Source organism: Sphingobacterium sp. UGAL515B_05 (assembly GCF_033097525.1).
Lineage (GTDB): Bacteria > Bacteroidota > Bacteroidia > Sphingobacteriales > Sphingobacteriaceae > Sphingobacterium.
The window spans coordinates 6,293,641-6,311,047 of the sequence record NZ_CP109907.1 but is presented as its reverse complement, the minus strand read 5'-3'; the positions used below and the strand labels follow the sequence as shown (position 1 = coordinate 6,311,047).

General features: G+C 38.7%; 28 protein-coding genes and 1 tRNA gene. 13 read left to right on the top strand and 16 right to left on the bottom strand.

The features are described 5' to 3' along the window. Nucleotide 1 precedes the first annotated feature (1 nt). The 5 genes from OK025_RS26425 (at nucleotide 2) to OK025_RS26405 (ending at nucleotide 4,624) form a co-directional block, all read left to right on the top strand. The gene (locus tag OK025_RS26425) at nucleotides 2-2,161 is read left to right on the top strand and encodes a sialate O-acetylesterase (protein WP_317667728.1); all 2,160 of its coding nucleotides are present in this window, start codon (nucleotides 2-4) and stop codon (nucleotides 2,159-2,161) included. 43 nt (nucleotides 2,162-2,204) lie between these two features. Continuing rightward, nucleotides 2,205-2,846, top strand: a complete 642-nt coding sequence (locus tag OK025_RS26420) for a hypothetical protein (protein WP_317667727.1) — start codon at nucleotides 2,205-2,207, stop codon at nucleotides 2,844-2,846. Then, entirely contained in the window at nucleotides 2,846-3,181 is a 336-nt protein-coding gene (locus OK025_RS26415) for a hypothetical protein (protein WP_286776998.1), read from the top strand. Before OK025_RS26420 ends, OK025_RS26415 begins: the two co-directional genes overlap by 1 nt. A 144-nt stretch (nucleotides 3,182-3,325) precedes the next feature. Then, complete coding sequence (locus tag OK025_RS26410; RefSeq protein ID WP_317667726.1) at nucleotides 3,326-3,964, top strand: hypothetical protein; 639 nt, start codon at nucleotides 3,326-3,328, stop codon at nucleotides 3,962-3,964. Nucleotides 3,965-4,387: 423 nt separating this feature from the next. Next, nucleotides 4,388-4,624, top strand: coding sequence for a hypothetical protein (locus OK025_RS26405; RefSeq protein ID WP_317667725.1), 237 nt, complete (start codon nucleotides 4,388-4,390; stop codon nucleotides 4,622-4,624). Between the two features lie 357 nt (nucleotides 4,625-4,981). On the opposite strand, the gene OK025_RS26400 is transcribed toward OK025_RS26405, so the two are convergent. Beyond that, a complete protein-coding gene (locus OK025_RS26400) occupies nucleotides 4,982-5,206 on the bottom strand; it encodes a hypothetical protein (RefSeq protein ID WP_317667724.1) in 225 nt (74 codons plus the stop codon). Further along, the gene (locus tag OK025_RS26395; protein ID WP_317667723.1) at nucleotides 5,193-5,585 is read right to left on the bottom strand and encodes a hypothetical protein; all 393 of its coding nucleotides are present in this window, start codon (nucleotides 5,583-5,585) and stop codon (nucleotides 5,193-5,195) included. The genes OK025_RS26400 and OK025_RS26395 overlap by 14 nt, the downstream gene beginning before the upstream one ends. Nucleotides 5,586-5,719: 134 nt before the next feature. Here OK025_RS26395 and OK025_RS26390 point away from each other — a divergent pair, with 134 nt between their 5' ends. The 5 genes from OK025_RS26390 (at nucleotide 5,720) to OK025_RS26370 (ending at nucleotide 7,487) form a co-directional block, all read left to right on the top strand. Continuing rightward, entirely contained in the window at nucleotides 5,720-5,959 is a 240-nt protein-coding gene (locus tag OK025_RS26390; protein WP_317667722.1) for a hypothetical protein, read from the top strand. Further along, nucleotides 5,901-6,170, top strand: coding sequence for a hypothetical protein (locus OK025_RS26385; protein ID WP_317667721.1), 270 nt, complete (start codon nucleotides 5,901-5,903; stop codon nucleotides 6,168-6,170). The genes OK025_RS26390 and OK025_RS26385 overlap by 59 nt, the downstream gene beginning before the upstream one ends. Nucleotides 6,171-6,182: 12 nt before the next feature. Continuing rightward, a complete protein-coding gene (locus OK025_RS26380) occupies nucleotides 6,183-6,596 on the top strand; it encodes a hypothetical protein (protein WP_317667720.1) in 414 nt (137 codons plus the stop codon). A 38-nt stretch (nucleotides 6,597-6,634) separates the two neighbouring features. After that, nucleotides 6,635-7,282: a hypothetical protein gene (locus tag OK025_RS26375; RefSeq protein WP_317667719.1), complete on the top strand. Its 648-nt coding sequence runs from the start codon at nucleotides 6,635-6,637 to the stop codon at nucleotides 7,280-7,282. A gap of 122 nt (nucleotides 7,283-7,404) precedes the next feature. After that, nucleotides 7,405-7,487 (top strand) — tRNA-Gly (locus tag OK025_RS26370). Between the two features lie 35 nt (nucleotides 7,488-7,522). Here the strand turns inward: OK025_RS26370 and OK025_RS26365 are convergent. The 13 genes from OK025_RS26365 to OK025_RS26305 all read right to left on the bottom strand — a co-directional run bounded on the left by OK025_RS26365 (nucleotide 7,523) and on the right by OK025_RS26305 (nucleotide 13,786). Continuing rightward, on the bottom strand, nucleotides 7,523-7,783 hold the full coding sequence (locus OK025_RS26365; protein WP_317667718.1) for a hypothetical protein: 261 nt from the start codon (nucleotides 7,781-7,783) through the stop codon (nucleotides 7,523-7,525). 62 nt (nucleotides 7,784-7,845) lie between these two features. Next, on the bottom strand, nucleotides 7,846-8,097 hold the full coding sequence (locus OK025_RS26360) for a hypothetical protein (RefSeq protein ID WP_317667717.1): 252 nt from the start codon (nucleotides 8,095-8,097) through the stop codon (nucleotides 7,846-7,848). Nucleotides 8,098-8,141: 44 nt separating this feature from the next. Beyond that, nucleotides 8,142-9,005, bottom strand: a complete 864-nt coding sequence (locus tag OK025_RS26355; protein ID WP_317667716.1) for a hypothetical protein — start codon at nucleotides 9,003-9,005, stop codon at nucleotides 8,142-8,144. A gap of 12 nt (nucleotides 9,006-9,017) precedes the next feature. Further along, nucleotides 9,018-10,799: a DNA cytosine methyltransferase gene (locus tag OK025_RS26350; protein WP_317667715.1), complete on the bottom strand. Its 1,782-nt coding sequence runs from the start codon at nucleotides 10,797-10,799 to the stop codon at nucleotides 9,018-9,020. Nucleotides 10,800-10,805: 6 nt separating this feature from the next. Beyond that, on the bottom strand, nucleotides 10,806-10,991 hold the full coding sequence (locus OK025_RS26345) for a hypothetical protein (RefSeq protein WP_317667714.1): 186 nt from the start codon (nucleotides 10,989-10,991) through the stop codon (nucleotides 10,806-10,808). Further along, nucleotides 10,988-11,356 carry a hypothetical protein gene (locus OK025_RS26340; protein WP_317667713.1) on the bottom strand — a complete coding sequence of 123 codons (369 nt, stop codon included), beginning with the start codon at nucleotides 11,354-11,356 and terminating at the stop codon, nucleotides 10,988-10,990. The genes OK025_RS26345 and OK025_RS26340 overlap by 4 nt, the downstream gene beginning before the upstream one ends. After that, on the bottom strand, nucleotides 11,353-11,592 hold the full coding sequence (locus OK025_RS26335) for a hypothetical protein (protein ID WP_317667712.1): 240 nt from the start codon (nucleotides 11,590-11,592) through the stop codon (nucleotides 11,353-11,355). Before OK025_RS26335 ends, OK025_RS26340 begins: the two co-directional genes overlap by 4 nt. After that, the gene (locus tag OK025_RS26330) at nucleotides 11,585-12,025 is read right to left on the bottom strand and encodes a hypothetical protein (protein WP_317667711.1); all 441 of its coding nucleotides are present in this window, start codon (nucleotides 12,023-12,025) and stop codon (nucleotides 11,585-11,587) included. Before OK025_RS26330 ends, OK025_RS26335 begins: the two co-directional genes overlap by 8 nt. After that, nucleotides 12,018-12,407 carry a hypothetical protein gene (locus OK025_RS26325; RefSeq protein ID WP_317667710.1) on the bottom strand — a complete coding sequence of 130 codons (390 nt, stop codon included), beginning with the start codon at nucleotides 12,405-12,407 and terminating at the stop codon, nucleotides 12,018-12,020. The genes OK025_RS26330 and OK025_RS26325 overlap by 8 nt, the downstream gene beginning before the upstream one ends. 4 nt (nucleotides 12,408-12,411) lie before the next feature. Beyond that, nucleotides 12,412-12,750: a hypothetical protein gene (locus OK025_RS26320; protein ID WP_317667709.1), complete on the bottom strand. Its 339-nt coding sequence runs from the start codon at nucleotides 12,748-12,750 to the stop codon at nucleotides 12,412-12,414. A 20-nt stretch (nucleotides 12,751-12,770) separates the two neighbouring features. Continuing rightward, nucleotides 12,771-13,214, bottom strand: a complete 444-nt coding sequence (locus OK025_RS26315; RefSeq protein ID WP_317667708.1) for a hypothetical protein — start codon at nucleotides 13,212-13,214, stop codon at nucleotides 12,771-12,773. Nucleotides 13,215-13,217: 3 nt separating this feature from the next. Next, the gene (locus OK025_RS26310; protein ID WP_317667707.1) at nucleotides 13,218-13,445 is read right to left on the bottom strand and encodes a hypothetical protein; all 228 of its coding nucleotides are present in this window, start codon (nucleotides 13,443-13,445) and stop codon (nucleotides 13,218-13,220) included. Between the two features lie 2 nt (nucleotides 13,446-13,447). After that, a complete protein-coding gene (locus OK025_RS26305) occupies nucleotides 13,448-13,786 on the bottom strand; it encodes a hypothetical protein (protein WP_317667706.1) in 339 nt (112 codons plus the stop codon). A 626-nt stretch (nucleotides 13,787-14,412) separates the two neighbouring features. Here OK025_RS26305 and OK025_RS26300 point away from each other — a divergent pair. Further along, a complete protein-coding gene (locus tag OK025_RS26300) occupies nucleotides 14,413-15,459 on the top strand; it encodes a hypothetical protein (RefSeq protein ID WP_317667705.1) in 1,047 nt (348 codons plus the stop codon). 69 nt (nucleotides 15,460-15,528) lie between these two features. Here the strand turns inward: OK025_RS26300 and OK025_RS26295 are convergent, their stop codons facing one another. Then, nucleotides 15,529-16,155 carry a hypothetical protein gene (locus OK025_RS26295; RefSeq protein ID WP_317667704.1) on the bottom strand — a complete coding sequence of 209 codons (627 nt, stop codon included), beginning with the start codon at nucleotides 16,153-16,155 and terminating at the stop codon, nucleotides 15,529-15,531. A gap of 183 nt (nucleotides 16,156-16,338) precedes the next feature. On the opposite strand from OK025_RS26295, the gene OK025_RS26290 reads away from it, so the two are divergent. Together OK025_RS26290 and OK025_RS26285 are read left to right on the top strand one after the other, a co-directional pair. Then, nucleotides 16,339-16,653, top strand: coding sequence for a YbaB/EbfC family nucleoid-associated protein (locus OK025_RS26290; RefSeq protein WP_046671896.1), 315 nt, complete (start codon nucleotides 16,339-16,341; stop codon nucleotides 16,651-16,653). 10 nt (nucleotides 16,654-16,663) lie between these two features. Further along, entirely contained in the window at nucleotides 16,664-17,347 is a 684-nt protein-coding gene (locus OK025_RS26285; protein WP_317667703.1) for a metal-dependent hydrolase, read from the top strand. The last annotated feature ends 60 nt before the right edge of the window (nucleotides 17,348-17,407 follow it).

The window sequence follows — 17,407 nt, the reverse complement described above, 5'->3', positions numbered from 1 at the left end:
AATGGCAGAAGAAGAAGAAGGAAAGGCTCTCCCTTGGCCAGATGGGGCGGAGAAGGTAGAAGATCCAACAACCGTGGAATTTTTGATGTGCGGTAATAAGTCAAAGCCGATTATGAAGTTTGAGCTTGATCGGTTAAATGAACTTGTCGAGGTTAATGGCGAGTCTATGCCAGCTATTCAAGGGGGTACGACTGCTGCAGCTGCTGTCGCTCTGCCAGCTGGGCCGACTGGACAAAATCGTTGGTTTGACGCGTCGTGGGGTTACTGGAAGTATAACAACACCGTCTTAAAGAATCCACTTGGTACCGATGGTATTCCACAAGGGAATGATGGTATGTTGTATTGGAATGGTACTGCGCTTACTTGGAAGATTAGTAAGATGCAGGAGTTGCGTACCACGCCAGTAACAGGAGTGGTAGCAGAAGGAAATACTGATGCCACCAGTGGTGATGCTGTTTTTAAAGCTATTAAAAATGTTGAAGATGGTAAAAAAGAGATAATTATCAATAATTGGGTTGATGGTTACTACTATACTACAGGAGCACCCAATACTGGGAATAATTATAGTATGCAGCGCACTCCTTTGTTTGACCTTAAAAAAGGCCAAAAGCTATTGTTTGGGGTAAATACATATAATACCGCTGGAAGTGCTGCGATAGCCAATATTTACGATGCGGCAGGAGTTTTTAAACAAAATCTTTATCCTCAATCAGGTAATTTAAATCAATTCTTTGAGAAAGTATATACAGCTACTGAAGATTGTAAGATTGGCTTAGTAGATTATACTTTGGGTAATATTGGTGTAAGATACGTAAAAATACAGTACATTGAGGATTTGTCTTTAGCATCATTGAATACAAGAACAAATGGATTGACAGTTGACGTTGATGTAGCTTTTGAGGGGGCTAAGGTATTAGATCCTGAGCAGCATATTCCTTTCAATCTAACATCTTACTATCTTACAACTGGTGCTGTGAGTGGTACGACGTATGGACATAAACGTACTGATAAATTCCTTCTGAGAAAAAGCCAGATACTTAATTATGGAGTAAACTTATACACAGCTGTTGGTAGTGTTGCCAATCTGAACATTTATACTCTCGAAGGATTATTCATATCAACAGTTTTGAGACCCACCACAGCCACCGTAGGAACTTTTAAAGAGGGAACATACATAGCTACACAGGATGTACTTGTTGGCATGTCGGATTATGCTGATGGTAATTACGGAACAGCTTATGCGACTATTGAAGAAAGTGAACCTATTAACTACAATAAGGGTCTTTACTATCTTTTACAGAAAGATCTTGAAACGGATGATAAGTTCCAAAAGATGAATCCAAGTGATTTTGAAGCTTCAAATATCTTCCAACGTGGTCTTGCAAAAGTTAACTTATCTGCAACTAAAAAGTATGGTATTATCGTATCCGGGCAATCTAATACAGAAGGGCGTGTTCCAATCGCGCAATTACCTTCATACATTCTGAACAATGACAATACCGTACCTAATGTCATGATGTGGAATGATCAGACGAAAGCGTTTGCACCTTTTAAGTATGGGGTAAATACAGGAGCTGGTGCACCAGGTGAAGCGAGTACCTTAAATCTATATGCTTACGATTCTATTGCAAGTTATCTTCTTGCTCAAAATAAAAATAGAACAATATATCTTGTAAAAAGGGCTGTTGGAGGAACTGCAATTGACCCCTCTGGGACAAATGGCGGTGGATATTGGACACCTTATACTGAGGATATAACGCAAGGAAGAAAGCTTGTTGAGGAATTCAAGACTAAAATTCTAAACGCGATTGCTGCTAATCCAGATTTAGAGATCAAGGCAGTACTTTGGCATCAGGGTGAAGGAGATTCGACGGCAACAGCTAGAGTTAAGTATTATCAAAACTTCAAGAACGTCATTTCATACATTAGAGGTATAGTTGGTAATCCAAAGTTGCCTTTCATCTTTGGGACGATATCACCATTATCTGCACAATACACTGCTGAAGTACATCAGGCGCAAGTTGAGATAAGTCAGGAGGACAAATTTGTATATCTCATTGATATGTCAGATGGTACTTTGCTTGACTCATATCACTTTGATGCTACCAGTACTCAGAATCTTGGACAAAGAATGTTTGATGTTTTAAAGAATATATTGTAATGCAAGTAAAAAACAACTTATTATACAATAACGACGGGACTAGATGACAGCTAAAGAACGCATAGAAGAATTACAGAAATCCGTCGGTGCGAGTGCCGACGGTATTATCGGAAAGGAAACCTTGTCAAAGTTCGCGGTTAAGTTTGGCCGCACACGCGTTCAAACAATACATTTCTTTGCGAACATCCACCATGAAAGTGGAGGATTTACGATTGTCCGGGAGAATATGAACTATACCGCTCCAAGAATTATGGAAATATTCGGGACGGGACGGCATTCGGCAAATGTAACTGTGGCAGAAGCAGGACGATTGGCGGGCAATCCTTGGGATTTGGCAGAACGTGTTTACGGCTTAGGTAATCCGCGCAAGGCTAAAGAGCTTGGAAATACTCGCCCAGGTGATGGCTGGAAATATCGTGGAGGTGGGGCATTGCAGTGTACAGGAGGTTTCGATTACAAGCGTTACGGCGGTCAAGAATTGTACGATAACCCCGATCTGATCGGAGAATCGGCCTATTATTTTACCACTGCTGTAAAGGAGTTTGACGCAAAAAACATTTGGGCAAAAGCTAAAGATCTTTCGGAAGCAAGTATCCGTGCTGTATGCCTTGCCGTGAATGGGGGATATAACGGCCTTGACGATCGTCGGGCTAAGATTAATTATTATGCTAGTTTGTGGAAATAATGGCAGAGGAAAAAGACGATTTCATTGACAGGAAAATTAATGGTGTAGGAAAGTTTACACAATGGATAAAGGACAATCCAATGGCTTTTCTATGTGCTTTCGTGTCTGCCTTACTGATCTTATTTATTTGCTTATACATTGAAGCAAAGAATGAGAATATTGCTTTATTGAAATCTACGAGCCAGCAGGTTCAAGACGAAATTCGCAAGCAATTACCGGTAGAACTTAGACCAGCAGTAGAGAAAGAAGTAAGCAAGCAAACGGCACCAATGCGTGAGCAGGTCGATACAACTACCAGTCAAATAAAACAGATCATAAGGGAGGTAATAAGGTGAAAAAATTAGTATTGTTATTGATGCTATTAGGGTCGGTTACTCTGATCTCATCAAACGGAAAACAAAGGCTCAATAAGCCTGATTTAGTAAACAGCTTGGATAGCCTAAAGCAATCGGTTATTGAGCTTAACTCAATATTGAAGTATGCTAAATAAACTAATTGCATTGGTGGTCATAGTGACCGCCTTTGCTTCTTGTGGGATGTTCCGAAAGTCGACAAAGCACGTTGAAAAGCATTCTTTGGAGGTTGTCAGTAAGCGCGACAGCTCATTGTCCGAGAAAACGCAAAAAGATACCCTACAGCGAACTATAAAGACTGATCATGGTGTTATTGTGACTGAAACAGAAACGACTACTGTAACCGAGAAAAAGGGCGGGAAAGTAGGCGGCTCAGTTGGCGTTGACAAGGTTAAGTCTGGGGCAGAAATTTTACTAAAGGATAGCGCCGGCTTCAAAATATTGGTCAAGCTCGATACGCTTAAGCAGACCTTAACTGTGATATCTGAGTCTCCTGGCGAAAAAGTCACGCAACATACCAAGCAAACAGTTACAGAGCAAAAGGATGCTAAGGAAGAAAGCGAAAAGAAAGGATCTGAACAGGTCCAAAAGCAAGTTGCTACATCACAGGAGCATCGGCAAAAGGAATCGACTAAAATTGATGATATCCAGAAGGAGCCTAAAGGATCAATGATTATTTGGCTAGGATTAGGTGCTTTGGTTTTTGTTATTGGCTTGCTTTTATTTATCGGGTTCCGACCCAAAAAGCCAAAGGAAGAAAACTAATAAAGAGGTTCGCTGTTATTAAGTTCTCAATTAAAGGTAAATACATTTCATTTGTTAAGGTCGAGCTTGGTAACTCGGCCTTTTTTTTGTATATTGACTAATAATTTCAAATTAAAGGTCTAAAGGTTTTGGGTTCTCCGCCCGAAGCCTTTTTTTATTTTATTAAAACCAAACGTTATTCGATATTGTATTATAATTACTTTAATATTTAGGCAGTATTTAACAAACCTTGAGATCCTCCCAGACTCAAGGTTTTTTTATTTAACAAAACTATACTAAATAATATTTGTTATGTAAGTCCTCCATTTATCAATATTAGGTAACGTGTTAAGGCCGAGTATTCATGTTCTCGGCCTTATTTTGTATAAAACTAAACCATTTCATTTTGAAAGTAGTTCAATTATAAACCAAAGTATAAATATTATGGCACTTACAACAGGAAATGAAGACAAAGTAACTAAAGAAGTTGAACAGCAAACTTCCAGAATTCCCTCGATTTTATTCTTGGCGGCTTCACTTGCAGCAATGGGAATTTCAGCAGCATTAAAATGTTGCAACAAAAAAGATGATAATACAGCTTTGTTCGTCGGTCAATGGGCGGCACCGTTTTTATTATTAGGAATTTACAATAAGATCGTTAAGACTGAAGGACACGATTAATAGATTTTATTTTTTATGGTTGATGTAAAGGTTGGTCTTATGATCAACCTTTTTTAGTTTTTTTCAAACTAAAGAGTCATTTATATTGTACTACATGTACTTTTCATAAAAAAATAGGTTAATAATGGCTAAAGCCTTGGGTTCCCCACTCAAGGCTTTTTTTTATTTTTTTCAAACCAATATATTTTAACATTTGTCCATTTATTGACAATCGATTCAATTTAGGAAGTTTCGTTTCGGTTGATTTTAATTGTATGGTCAGGTTTAAGGCCTGGCCATTTTTCAAAAGTATATTCCGGTCCTAAATGGATCTGTCTATAATTTAGTTAAGGGGCTAATCGAAAGATTAGTCCTTTTTTATAACGTAGGAATTTCCCCCGAAACGATCAATTCTATAAATATATCAGCTTCATCTTTGGTGAGCCATGAATTATTGTTGAAATGAACTCGCCAGCCTTCGGTGGTGTAAGATATACTAGTTACAAACCTTCTATTGATGTACACATGAAAATAGCCGCCCATAAGTGGACAAATCTCCAAAACCTGTGGCTCACCATCGACCTCAAAATTATCGAACATCATCCTTTATCCACTTTAGCTCACCCCTCTGAATCATACCAATGTACTTTTGAATGTGATCGTCAGTAAGTAGGCTGTTATCTTCAATATGGTAATCAAAAGCTTTTGAATACTTGTCATGCTCGATGCTGCCAACATAGGCGTTATTAAGATAGATATGCCAAAGGCTGTATTTCTTTGCGCGCACCTCTATTACTTGGCGTATGCCATGGTGGTAAAAAAGCTCGGGTACATCCGTATCAAAGCGAAGTATAAGCGCATCAATGCACGCTTCCTTGATGTCATCGGCAAGTTCACCATAGGCCAGTTCCCAAAACCCTTGAGATTTCCTGAAAACGTAAAAAGCAAGACCATTTTTGTTATACAGATGATAGTCTTTCATGCCCATGCTTTTATCATGCACAGTCATTTGGACGTACATTACGCGATTTCGGCAATAAACTTCAAGAGGTTTCATGATGTAAAATTACTAACATTTTTAGTAAATAAACAAATCTAATTGTACATTTGTTAAGTATGAAACTAAGTAATAAACCTCCGATTGGATATCTTGATCACATGAAAAAGTCAGCTTTATTGGCTGCTGATGGCGTTGGAATTGAAGCAGGAATACGTATACTTGAAGAAGGATTAAAAGAGTGGCCAGGAGAGTTTGACAAAGCGGTTAGATGGGTTGTTCTTGAAAGGAAGAAACTAAATGAGATTCGAAAAAGTAACACATCGCATATTAAAGGAGCTACAGCGAAAAGGTTATAATGTCCTAATTGCTCCATCCGACTGTGAAGATAGTGAAAACGTAACTTGGAAGGCTATTACGGTACCGAATGTTTTTGAATGGTTGGTTGCTTTAGATTGTGTGGGATGGACGAATATACCTTTTAAGGAGCCGCATATCTTACCGATAGACGAAGCCCTAAACAATATTGACAATGATGCGCTATTTGGAAGTGTATTTATAGAAGAATAAATTATGAAAACATTGCAACAATACTACAGTGAAGTGGGAGAATACGGCCGCAAGCTATATCTGAGAAATGAAGCGATACGCTCAGGCAATTGGGATTTGTATGAAGCGACTGTAAGGAAAGAATTTCCAGACGTTGCTGATGAAGAGATAAAAGAAGCAAAGGAAGCTGGAGAAAGAGTTGTCCTAATGTCCAAAGATCAGCTTCGAGAATGGATTACTAAAAACAAGGTCAACATGATTACATCTGATTTATATGTACTGGATGAAGGAACTATATTGGAGGGTTCTGTCGAGTCTGCAGAAGCCCTGAAGTATGTTCTTGGTGATGGATTAGAAGATATTATCGAATGTCATGTTTCACCAATGGATGTGCTTAATTTGACTGATCATAAGGTGTATTGGGTTGATCCAATAGTAAAAGCCTAGATTTGTGTTGTTAAATTTTCTGTTTTTTTTATAATTCTATGTTTATACTCGACGAATTCGATAAAGATAAGCCATATTACCATTATGTTTATCAGTACTTAGTTAACTTCTACGGCAGTACGATTTTATGGAATAAATATTTTTTATCAGAACTATCAAAGATTGAAAAAACGTTAAGGACGGGCAATGTTTGGGAGGAATATATCGATGGATTTGATCTACGCAATGATGAGAAGATGTATTTAAAAGAAGGTGTACCTCAATATCCAAGATTGCTATTCCCCTCAAACCTTGTTAACTCGTTTGATAGAAATACTATTTTGATAAATGATGATAACATGGTTTCCAAAATAGACAAAGTCGATAGGAGGATTGAGGGGCTAAGTAAAATGTCAAATATGTTAATTGTCATGGCATTCGAAAGTCTACCTGCATCGGTTAGATATCTTAAGTCGGATGCTTTAGCGAATTTTTTTTACCATTGCAGGAATGCTGCAGCCCATGGTGGTAAGTTTAATATAACTAACAATAAAAGATTTCCTGCTAAGTGGCGCTCTTTAGAAGTTAAAAATGACTTAAATGGTGCTAATTTGGTAATTGATTCAGAAGGAAAAGGATTTCTAAAGCCTATGGATATAGTTTTATTATTGTTGGACGCTGAAAGAAAATATAAAAACTTATTATAGAAAAAGCGCCCCGAATACTTTAGTCGGAGCGCTTCTCTTTGTTGTTTGGTGAGGGTCATGTTTGTAATTCAATAAATAATTATTATTTTTATATTCAACAGGTGCGAGATTCAAAAAAGAGTGTCGCTCCTGTTGGAATTGGTAGACAAGCCTCTTTGCCAAAGAGGTGCCGAAAGGTGTGCGGGTTCGAATCCCGTGGAGGCCACTCAACAGGGCGGGAGTATATCCGCCCTCATTTTTTTAAACTCTCAACACCTTTCTGACTACATCTAACATTTCGGATAATGATTTGCCGTTGGATGATCTTCCGCTTATTTCCTCGTATTTGTAAACTACCGACCAGTAGAAATCATCAGATGAAGCGCCACCATCATCACATTCTTTAAAATTGATCAACTTTTGCGCTATCTGGTCGCAGTGCATATGCATTTTCCATGCGAATGTATCTCCATCAAATTCGTTGTACTGACGGGTGTATTCTGTACCTATTTCGATAGGCATTCGGCAATAGTTGCATCTATGAACTTTGCGTGCCTTTTGGGTTGTTTGGCTTATTACGTTTGTCATACTTCAAACCCTTTCAATTTTTTAAGTGGTGTAGTTATCAATTCTTCATACTCCTTATCAGTGACCATGCCTTTTGGCATTACTTTTACGTATGCTTCGAGCGCGTTGGCTAATGCTTGTTTAGCCATTTCAAGAGCTGTAAGATGTTCTAAAACACTCTTGTTAACATCCACTGAGACGCTCAATTTATTGCTATTGGTATCTTTATCGTGGATTGATTTGATATTGAAATCTATGTTTAATTGCATGGTTTTCTTCTTTACCACCCTAGACTATACTAGGGTGGGGGTTGTTAATTTGTACAAAATCCTGCTTGACAACCTGATCCAGTTCCAAACATGAAATCCAATTGAATACCTAATTTTTTGACTTCTAATAGCGTCATTTTATCTTTAAAACTTCTTCCCATTACTACCTCTTGAATTGCAGCCCAGTGCATTATTGGTGAATGTTTATCGAAGTTTTTACGGAGCTGTTGAGGATCTTTCCAAAAACAATTTAGACAGTTGCTATCTTCAGGGAAAACAATATTTTTATCTTTCCAAAATTGCTGGATATGATAATGGATCACTTTATCATCCACTAAAGGAAATTCACCAACACGCCACACAATTTCTTTCCACCTGTGAATCCATGTTTCTGATTTTTCTCTAAATTCACATTCGTGGGCATATTTCCAAGTCTCAGTAAATCGTTCAGCTCGTTCCATTTCATCCCAACGATAGCCAATTCTCATCTTTACAGGAAGCTCAAAATACATTAATAGCAAATCGAATATTGCCTGCATCTTCATTATTGTTGTACAAAATCGCTTACTCATGTTAGGAATAGCTTTCTTGTATCTCATCATCTGTTCCCATCCCATGCCGCGAACCCAAATAATTTCCCTGCCTATCATTTGTTCCAAGTCGAACATCGTCCAGAGTATCTGTGGATCTTCCGATGTGGCAATAAATTCAGGCCAATTAGAGCAATACTTTTGGAGCTTATCATTAACTCGCTGAATCATTTTCTCGTCCTTGTATCTTTGTCTATAATGAGCATTTGCATTATGGTCATCGATACAACACAAAGCAAAGACGTCGAGGTCTGCGGGATAATTGGCAGCAATGTAACTGGATGTTTTTCCACCCGAAAGACTGTTTACTGTTATCATTTTGTCTATATTTTAAGCTGCTGATTTTAAAAGTTCCTTACCTTGAGCTTCCGCCCAGGCGCACACCACATGAGGAACTACACTGTTGCCAATGAATTTCTTTTGATCGGACTGGTTGCCATGTAGTCGGTAGTCAATAGGGAATCCCTGAATCAATTTTAATTCATCAACTTTAAGCATCCGCATTTTAATATCGGATATTCCGTATAGCGCCATGAACTCCTTAATTTTAACCATGGTCTCCGAATCACCGTCGTATATTTCAATTATCACATTGTGGTTTATTGAGTACTGAATGAAGTACAATGGCGCTTTGTCCTGGCGTGCAATAATCGTTGGACACGGTTGGTCGATGTGCATGGAGTGTCCACCATGAGAAGGATTGTAGATGAATCCTTTTGCAGTCATCAAAGCGTGCTTGTCATTTGCTAGAATAGATCCAGCCGGTTGTTCAATTGATTGATGATTTCGCTCTCCGGAATATTGTTTATCTAGCCAATTTGTGCATATAAGGGAAAAACGATCATTAGTCGTGATAGTTCCAAGTGGATTATTGATTGATTCGCTTCCTTTATCATTTCCGTAATATTTAGTTAAGAAAACCGGGTTTACTACATAGTGGTGTTTTCTGCTAGCCAATACCGTCGGACATGGTTCCTCTATGGATTTTGAAACACCACTATAGGAAGAAGTCAAAACGAATGGTTCAACGTTTACTAGCGATTCATGAGGGATGGTAGTGATTGTTGGTGCAGGAGAATCAATTGATGATATTTTATCATTTGGGCTTCCTGAATAGTTTTTTACCAAATATGACCTTTGAACCAAAGAAAATCTATTGGTAGTCGGCAACTTATTGCATGGACTCTCTACGCTTGTAAATCTATCTTTTCCCGAATTATACTGAGCTATAAAAGCATCCTTACCGCCTGCCACCTCCTTTATCAATCCAGCATAAATGCGTTTTAAGGAATTTTCAACTAAAGGCTTTTTACGTCCGAAAATACTTTCGCCTTCATCTTTAAAATCCAATAGGTCTTTTACCGGTTTCCATTTTAACAGGCCGTTCCCGAAAAGATCTTGTTTGCCAGATCCAGTTTTTGAATGCGTTGGCTCAGGCCATACAATAGGAAGATCTTCTTTAGCAAAACATCCAAATAGTCTATTTCTTGATGTGTAGGCGCCAAAGTCGGCAGAGTTCAATTCCTTCCATTCGTCTCGGTAACCAAAGGAATTAATGTGATTTCGCCACCTGAGCCAGTCTTGACCAGACTTCATGCTAACTGGTTTGCCAAATTCATTTAATGGCCCCCAGGACATGAACTCTACTACATTTTCGATCTGTACATAATCAGGATCTAAAGCTGTAATATATCTGTCCAAATGATCCGCTAGGGTTCGGCTGTCGGCATCGCGAGACTGACCGCCTTTAGCCTTACTGAAATTGGTACATTCTAAAGATGCCCAAAGGACAATCTTTGCCCATGGATATAGCTCCCGGTATTTATCGACTATCACAGTCAATGGAGAAAGTTCGAGAGTTCGAATGTCTTCCTCAAAATGGTAAACTTCCGGATGATTTTCCCAATGGCTACGGATAGCTTTGTGATCGTGGTTAACACATGCAGCAATAATAGCTATTGGATTGCCTGCATTGTCTTTTGCTTTGGCAAATCCCGTTGTAGTTCCACCGGCACCGCAAAAAAGGTCTATTACAATGTAACGAATCGGTTCGGGATTCTTTACTATTTGTGGTGTGAATGGTTTATGTTGTAGTATAAATGCGTTTATCATTTTTGGTTAAATTTTAGAAGGAAGGCAAACCACCGAATTATTACGCGAGTGACGAGATTTGAAAGTCATCACCTCATCTATCACACGGGATAGTTCGCGCGGATCGATACACTCAATAGCCGCTGCTTCTTCCAATGTGAGGATATCGCCTATTATTAATTCGATTAGTTCGCCTATTTCCTGGGGTGTCATGTTGTTGGTTCTTTAGTAATACCGTAGTTGTACTTTTTATCAATTTGGCGGAGAAAGAAACGCTGATAACGATTGGCGTTTATGTTTTCATATTCACCTCTGTATTGTCTTCGTCTTACATCAATAGTTTGGTAATCCATTTTACTGAAATAATCCGTGAAGTATAGCCGATACCATCCCAAAATAAGGGACTTGTTTTCGATCCAAATAAGAGGTTGCCTTATTGCGTATAGCCAAATTATTCCTAGGGTGTAAATTGGCAACCCAACAAATAATAATGTTAATGCCATGCCCTTATTATCACTGAATTCCATTCCAGCCAAAAAAGCATTGATGATAAAATAAATATAGATTGCGTGATTCATCTCTTTTCTCCTTTCAGTGTGTTTAAAAACCAATATTTGGTGTAATAACAAGAAGTTTCCTTGCCCAAAATTCCTTTTGCGACTGACTTATTTAGCCAATAATTTATTTGAGCTGTTGGGGTTTCGTCGTTGTATTCAAGTCTTAGCCACCAGGTGCATACCTTATTATTTCTATCCGCCTTATTGTCCTCGATATATTTTCGAAGACGTTCGATCCATAGTTGTTCCTTATCCATTTTCTTTGGTCTCCTTTCCTTCGATAGAATTGATGTCTATGGCCAAGCCTTTTTCTATTAGGCCGAATACGTCGAAGTGCCATTTGAATAGCTTAACCATGTATTCATAAGAAATATTGATACAAGTGCCAGACTTTAAAATATGGTCGTATGAATTCCACCCTAGATTTACTACTGGCACAAACCTTTCACCATTATGCTCAATCACTTTGGTAAGGTCGGATAGAGGTCTCAGGATTGGTTTTATTTCTTCAATAGATACCATTTCCTTTTCTCTACTACCTTTCCATGCGGACACAAATACAAATGTGGAATCAAGGCTTACCGCTGTTAAATTTCGTTCAGTCTTACCAACTTTAACACGTATGCCATACGGAAGATATGGCGCTATATGTTCCAGTGTCAGTACTGGCGCTTTCTTTTCGTTATTCACCTGAAACCTCCTTTCCTTCTCCAACCAGCTCTATATCGGTCGGGAACATAAATCGTTTTTTGAAAACAACATTGACCAGTTCCGCGATCTTTTCAAAGTCTGCTTCGGCAAGTTCTTCACAAAGGGAATCATCTTCACAATAGTAATCTTCCTGATTCTCTATGTGGTCTTGAAGTAAGCCTTGAATGGTTTCTGCACTAATGCTGAAAGCTGTTTTATTTTTGTCCAATAGAAACAGTTTATTGTCAGGGTAAGACTCAGGTCTACCATACTCTGCAAAATGTTCGATAGAGTCCCAAATGTCAGTTTGATCAATAGTATAATGTGTGTACCCTTGTTCTATTGCTTGCTGAGGTGTTAGCCTTGTTATTTCGTTATTCATTGTTTTAATATTTAAGTTTTTCAAATTCTTTGCGACTAAGGAGTATAGTATTGTCGCCTAGCTCTTTAGTTACCCACTTTTTGAACAGGTCCATATTGTCAGCAATCAGTTCAAGTTTTTCATCAAGACATGCGTGTAATCTTAAGTTAAGTCCCCTCATAATGAAATTATTGATCACTATGGTTCTTATATGACCTTCCCCTAAGCAGGTTTTAAATCCATTGCTACGGTCTCTATTTTTTAGATATGAAATTACAAAGGCAGCTTTAGGTATTTCTGAATGCTTGCTTTTAGGCACGAATCCTGACTTATGGAATTTGTCGCTAGTTATATGATAGTTCATTTGTTTAAGATTTATAAGGGTTAATAAATAGGGTCTTCGGGTTTGATGATGGGTTGGTAGTGGGTGAATCCAAAGTCAACTACATATTCCCGTAATTCATACCATTCAACTTCATCATTACCTAAATGAAAAGTACCATCATCCAAAAAGTAACCTACATTGTATATTCCTTCTGTAGGTAATTTGGTTACATCGGCAATAGTCCATCCGTTGTTTGTTTCGAGTCCTGCAAGGGATTTAGGCCGCCATTTATGGCCTTTTTGCGTCAGTCCACCGGCAACCGTTTTACCTAGTGGATCTTTTTCGAAGCCTAATTCTTTAAATGTTAAACTAACTTTTTCACCTTTTTCATCGAACATTAAGCACCATCCATCTTCATCGATGTGTGGCTTCAATTTGAAAAACTTGTCAGCATTCAATAGGTCGATATAGTGTTGCTGTATTACTTCTTGCTTGCTTTTCATGGTTTATAATTCTTTAATGATCGTGGTTAAAGTTGCTCGAACTTCATAGCGCTGCACCTTTCTTATGTGCGAATTGAATCCTCTGAAACACCTGTACACATCACCGAAATAATCTGCATAAGCTACCATCTTGCCATCCTTTACAGCATAGGTGTAAGGCTTTTTAGAGTAGACACCATCTTTCTTTTTAGATGCTATGTCAACTAGATTGTTGTTTTCTTCGATTGTCATCCCTACACCTCCTCACAAACTTCCTCACGCTCGGGCGCGATGTCATAAACCCCAGTTGCGACTTCCAAAGTGTCCACGTTCAGACCAGACAATACACGGGATATCTCCACCGACCGACCGAACAGCAACAAGCCACTAGCAAGCGCCATAACATTGGTTACACCTGGCAGCGGTTTGATTGAACCATCAACCTCAATAAATACTTCTTTGCAATCGACCACGTGCATGGACATGCCGTGTCCTAAATAGATAGACCATAAAGGAAGACTCTTATCTCCCCATGTTCCGTTGGGATCAAATCCCAATGATGATAGATTACTCTCTGTGAAATTTGGTTTCATTTTCGTTAAGCTTTAGTGCCCTTAATTGCTCGCGATAGTAATCACGAGCAAAATCCGGCAAGTCCAAGCGCTTAACCTCTGTGTAGTCGTTGGAAAATTCGTATTCACTCCATCCGCAGCTGATCAATCTTTTAATGACCTTGATAAATCCCTCAGGATCTCTCTTAGCCACCTCCGATACAATAAGCTTTCCTCCAATCTCCAACTTCCTCAGTTTGGTAAGCACTAACAATTCTAAATCAGTGTCAAGTAATCCAGAATTAGTAACATAACGCGACATAACCAAAACGATAACATTGCAAATATAAAAACATATTACAACATAACGATAGTGTTATTGAAAAAAGTTTATTTTATTTAGGATATTTGGGAATAGGGCAGGGCACTTCTGTCAAGTTTTGTAGAAAGATTTACAAATAATTTACAACGAAGTGTATTCAATCTTGTTATAATGTTTGTGTACAGTAACTTAACGGCATTATATCAGAATTAAATATTAAATTTGGGTAGCAAAAAAGTGAAGGTAAATCCAAATATTTCTAAATCAAAGGATTGAGTTTTCCACTTTTCGGTCGATTGAAGGTATAAGTATTATAAATGATTAATTGGTGATTTCAAATAGAACTATGGGTACTAAAGAGGAAATTTTTAATAAGATAGGCGATTTATTACAGGATTTAAATGGACAGTATCTAAGCTTGTCAGAGCAAGAGAGTTTGTCCGAAATTAACGAATTAGTAACACTGGAAGCGAAAGCACAGGCTGTGGCAGCATACATAACTTTACTCAAGACCAAGGCTGTTCTTCAGGAAGGTCAATCGCAGCATGCTTTAAGTACTGCAGCCTTGGACAGTAAGAAGATTGCTTTCAACGATTATTTTACCCCACCTTCGACCATTCGAACATCAGCGCAGGAAGTTGTTGCTGAACAGCCTCAAAAAGAGGTTCAAGAAGCTCAACCAGTTGAAGATTTCAGCCGTGGAAATGAGGAAGCGATCGTGGAGGAAAAAGAGACCCCATTTGTCTTTGAAAGTGAAACTGTAAAATCGAAAGAGCCAGAAACTCCATTTGTTTCTGAAAGTGAACCTATACAACCGGAAGAGTCTAGTCCTGAAGTTGTTGAATCTGTTGTTCCTCCAGTTGCTTCAATTCCCCCTGTTTTTGCAGCTGCCCCAGTGGAGGAACCAGCTTATCCGACAGAAAAGGAAGCTATTACGCAAGTCGAAGAACCTACTGTCTTCGTTACAGAAGTAATCGAAGAACCAAAAGAGGTCGTTATTGAACAGCCGCAAGAAGTTTTAATTCAGGAAGAAATCAATACGGTCATTGAGGAAGCTCCAGCGAGACCATTGACCTTAAATGAAATTATCTCTCAACAGAAACAAGCCGGCGTGCAGAATCGTGTTTATCAGGTGAATCAGTCTGGCAATAGCGATAAGCTCACGGATATTAAAGCAGGAATAAGCTTAAATGACAAACTCTTATTTATTAAGGATTTGTTCAATGGGTATAGTTTAGCATATAGTGAGGCCGTCGAATTATTGAATAGGTTTACAAGCTACGCGGAAGCGGACGCGTTTTTGCAGACAAATTATGCGATTAAAAATAAGTGGGCCGAGAAGCCGCATACCGTTGAAAAATTATACAACGTCCTGCGCAGAAGATACAACTAAAATTGTAAAACATAAAAAACAGCTCTCGTTCTAGCGGAGCTGTTTTTTTATGCCCATATTTTTGGTTCTTTAGCTTAGTTGAAATTGTAGCCAATCGTTTCCTTCATGACCATAAACGAAATATTTTGGTTGAAGAATTTCGGCTAAGGATTCGAGTTCGCTCAAATAATTGTATCCGGGAATCTGTGCAAATTGTTCACTGGTCATAATAAAGACCTGATCGAGTTCGATAGCTTTGGATGAAGCGATAGCTGCCGTATTCAACAATTGTGGGATTTGGATAAATGTCTGTTCCCCATGGCCGATGACAATGATTTTATCGGCTTCATTTTCTGTCGTAACCGGAATACCACCTGCAATTTTTATGGCTTCCTGCAGATAGGCCGAACGGTTTATTTCAAGGGGCTGTATTTGGTCTAGCACCAATACCTTGGGCCTGTCAGTGGCCGAAATAAACTTAAGCTTATGGATTAGAATACTTGTTTCGTCTTCAATTTTTTCAACCAGTTCAACTGTTTTATCGATGGCATCGAGAGCAGTCCCGATACGTTTGATATAGGAGATCATATCATCGATGTCGACAAGTTGAGGGCGATCTGAAATCAATGTGTCGTAGGTTTCAGCTGGAATAGCTGCCGAATTTAGATCCAACTGGTCCAAAATATGGGCGACTAGTTTTTCTTGATTGCTTTGCATGTTGCAAAAATACAAAACCTTCCTGACTTCGCAGACACCAAGCGCAATGAAAGCGAACTGAAGGTTCTTTCTGGTCAATAAGATCAGACACTTTCAAAAAAAGGGAGGCATTGGCGAAAGTAAATTAGCAATAGTAGGTATGCGCAGATTTTTGTAAATTGGCCTGAAATAAATGATATAAATATGTTTGACAAATTATTTCAAGCCCAGCAAAAGGCGGAGGAAATCAAGAAAAGATTGGATTCAATTTCTGTGTCTGGTGAAGTGGAAGGTGGTCTAATCCGTGTGGTAGCGACAGCAAACAAAGAGATAAAAGAGGTTACCATCGATCCTGTATTTTTATCAAACGCAGATAAGGAAGAATTGGAGGAGTTACTTGTGGTTGCTTTGAATAAGGCAATTGCCCAAGCTGAGAATATCAGCCAGGCTGAAATGCAGGCAGCAAGCAAGGATATGTTGGGTGGATTAGGAGGACTAGGTGGATTGTTTAATCAATAGCGATATTATCATGAAAGCAACTTATTATGGACAATCATGTGTGGAGTTTGATTTTGACGGAACGAGGGTTCTTTTAGATCCATTTGTTACCTATAATCCACTTGCAAAAGAAATCGATGTAAATACAATTAAACCGGATTATATCTTTTTAAGTCATGGACATCAGGACCATGTGGCAGATATGGCGACGATTCAAAAAAACAGCGGTGCCACTGTTTTAGCGATTGTTGAAACGGCAGGTTGGGTGAGAAGACAGGGGGTACCTGATGATAAAGTTATCGAGTTTAACTTGGGCGGAACGGTTCAACTACCTTTTGGTTCGGTAAAGATGGTATATGCTGCACATACCAATAGTACACCTGATGGTCAATACGGTGGGTTTCCTGTCGGTTTTGTCTTTACTGTAAAAGGCAAGCGAATTTATTTTGCTGGAGACACTGCATTAACCATGGAAATGAAATTGCTGGCAGACATGAAGCTGGATTGGGCATTTTTGCCTATTGGTGGGCATTATACAATGGATGTGGATGATGCAATTAAAGCCGCTGAATTTGTGAATTGTGCTCGGGTAGTTGGTATTCATTACGATTCATTTCCGCCAATAACGATCGATAAACAACAAGCTTTGGATAAATTCCAAAATGAGGATATTTCATTGTCATTGCCGGAAATCGGTTCAACATTTGAGTTATAAACCATACAACAAAAAGCCGAGCTAGCTCGGCTTTTTGTTGTATGGTTTTCCTGATTTTAT

Bases quoted from the DNA above. Each gene is read 5' to 3' on its own strand.
- OK025_RS26425 (WP_317667728.1), top strand. From the start codon at position 2: ATGGCAGAAGAAGAAGAAGGAAAGGCTCTCCCTTGGCCAGATGGGGCG.
- OK025_RS26420 (WP_317667727.1), top strand. From the start codon at position 2,205: ATGACAGCTAAAGAACGCATAGAAGAATTACAGAAATCCGTCGGTGCG.
- OK025_RS26415 (WP_286776998.1), top strand. From the start codon at position 2,846: ATGGCAGAGGAAAAAGACGATTTCATTGACAGGAAAATTAATGGTGTA.
- OK025_RS26410 (WP_317667726.1), top strand. From the start codon at position 3,326: ATGCTAAATAAACTAATTGCATTGGTGGTCATAGTGACCGCCTTTGCT.
- OK025_RS26405 (WP_317667725.1), top strand. From the start codon at position 4,388: ATGGCACTTACAACAGGAAATGAAGACAAAGTAACTAAAGAAGTTGAA.
- OK025_RS26400 (WP_317667724.1), bottom strand. From the start codon at position 5,206: ATGATGTTCGATAATTTTGAGGTCGATGGTGAGCCACAGGTTTTGGAG.
- OK025_RS26395 (WP_317667723.1), bottom strand. From the start codon at position 5,585: ATGAAAGACTATCATCTGTATAACAAAAATGGTCTTGCTTTTTACGTT.
- OK025_RS26390 (WP_317667722.1), top strand. From the start codon at position 5,720: ATGAAACTAAGTAATAAACCTCCGATTGGATATCTTGATCACATGAAA.
- OK025_RS26385 (WP_317667721.1), top strand. From the start codon at position 5,901: ATGAGATTCGAAAAAGTAACACATCGCATATTAAAGGAGCTACAGCGA.
- OK025_RS26375 (WP_317667719.1), top strand. From the start codon at position 6,635: ATGTTTATACTCGACGAATTCGATAAAGATAAGCCATATTACCATTAT.
- OK025_RS26365 (WP_317667718.1), bottom strand. From the start codon at position 7,783: ATGCCTATCGAAATAGGTACAGAATACACCCGTCAGTACAACGAATTT.
- OK025_RS26360 (WP_317667717.1), bottom strand. From the start codon at position 8,097: ATGCAATTAAACATAGATTTCAATATCAAATCAATCCACGATAAAGAT.
- OK025_RS26355 (WP_317667716.1), bottom strand. From the start codon at position 9,005: ATGATAACAGTAAACAGTCTTTCGGGTGGAAAAACATCCAGTTACATT.
- OK025_RS26350 (WP_317667715.1), bottom strand. From the start codon at position 10,799: ATGATAAACGCATTTATACTACAACATAAACCATTCACACCACAAATA.
- OK025_RS26345 (WP_317667714.1), bottom strand. From the start codon at position 10,991: ATGACACCCCAGGAAATAGGCGAACTAATCGAATTAATAATAGGCGAT.
- OK025_RS26340 (WP_317667713.1), bottom strand. From the start codon at position 11,356: ATGAATCACGCAATCTATATTTATTTTATCATCAATGCTTTTTTGGCT.
- OK025_RS26335 (WP_317667712.1), bottom strand. From the start codon at position 11,592: ATGGATAAGGAACAACTATGGATCGAACGTCTTCGAAAATATATCGAG.
- OK025_RS26325 (WP_317667710.1), bottom strand. From the start codon at position 12,407: ATGAATAACGAAATAACAAGGCTAACACCTCAGCAAGCAATAGAACAA.
- OK025_RS26320 (WP_317667709.1), bottom strand. From the start codon at position 12,750: ATGAACTATCATATAACTAGCGACAAATTCCATAAGTCAGGATTCGTG.
- OK025_RS26315 (WP_317667708.1), bottom strand. From the start codon at position 13,214: ATGAAAAGCAAGCAAGAAGTAATACAGCAACACTATATCGACCTATTG.
- OK025_RS26310 (WP_317667707.1), bottom strand. From the start codon at position 13,445: ATGACAATCGAAGAAAACAACAATCTAGTTGACATAGCATCTAAAAAG.
- OK025_RS26305 (WP_317667706.1), bottom strand. From the start codon at position 13,786: ATGAAACCAAATTTCACAGAGAGTAATCTATCATCATTGGGATTTGAT.
- OK025_RS26300 (WP_317667705.1), top strand. From the start codon at position 14,413: ATGGGTACTAAAGAGGAAATTTTTAATAAGATAGGCGATTTATTACAG.
- OK025_RS26295 (WP_317667704.1), bottom strand. From the start codon at position 16,155: ATGCAAAGCAATCAAGAAAAACTAGTCGCCCATATTTTGGACCAGTTG.
- OK025_RS26290 (WP_046671896.1), top strand. From the start codon at position 16,339: ATGTTTGACAAATTATTTCAAGCCCAGCAAAAGGCGGAGGAAATCAAG.
- OK025_RS26285 (WP_317667703.1), top strand. From the start codon at position 16,664: ATGAAAGCAACTTATTATGGACAATCATGTGTGGAGTTTGATTTTGAC.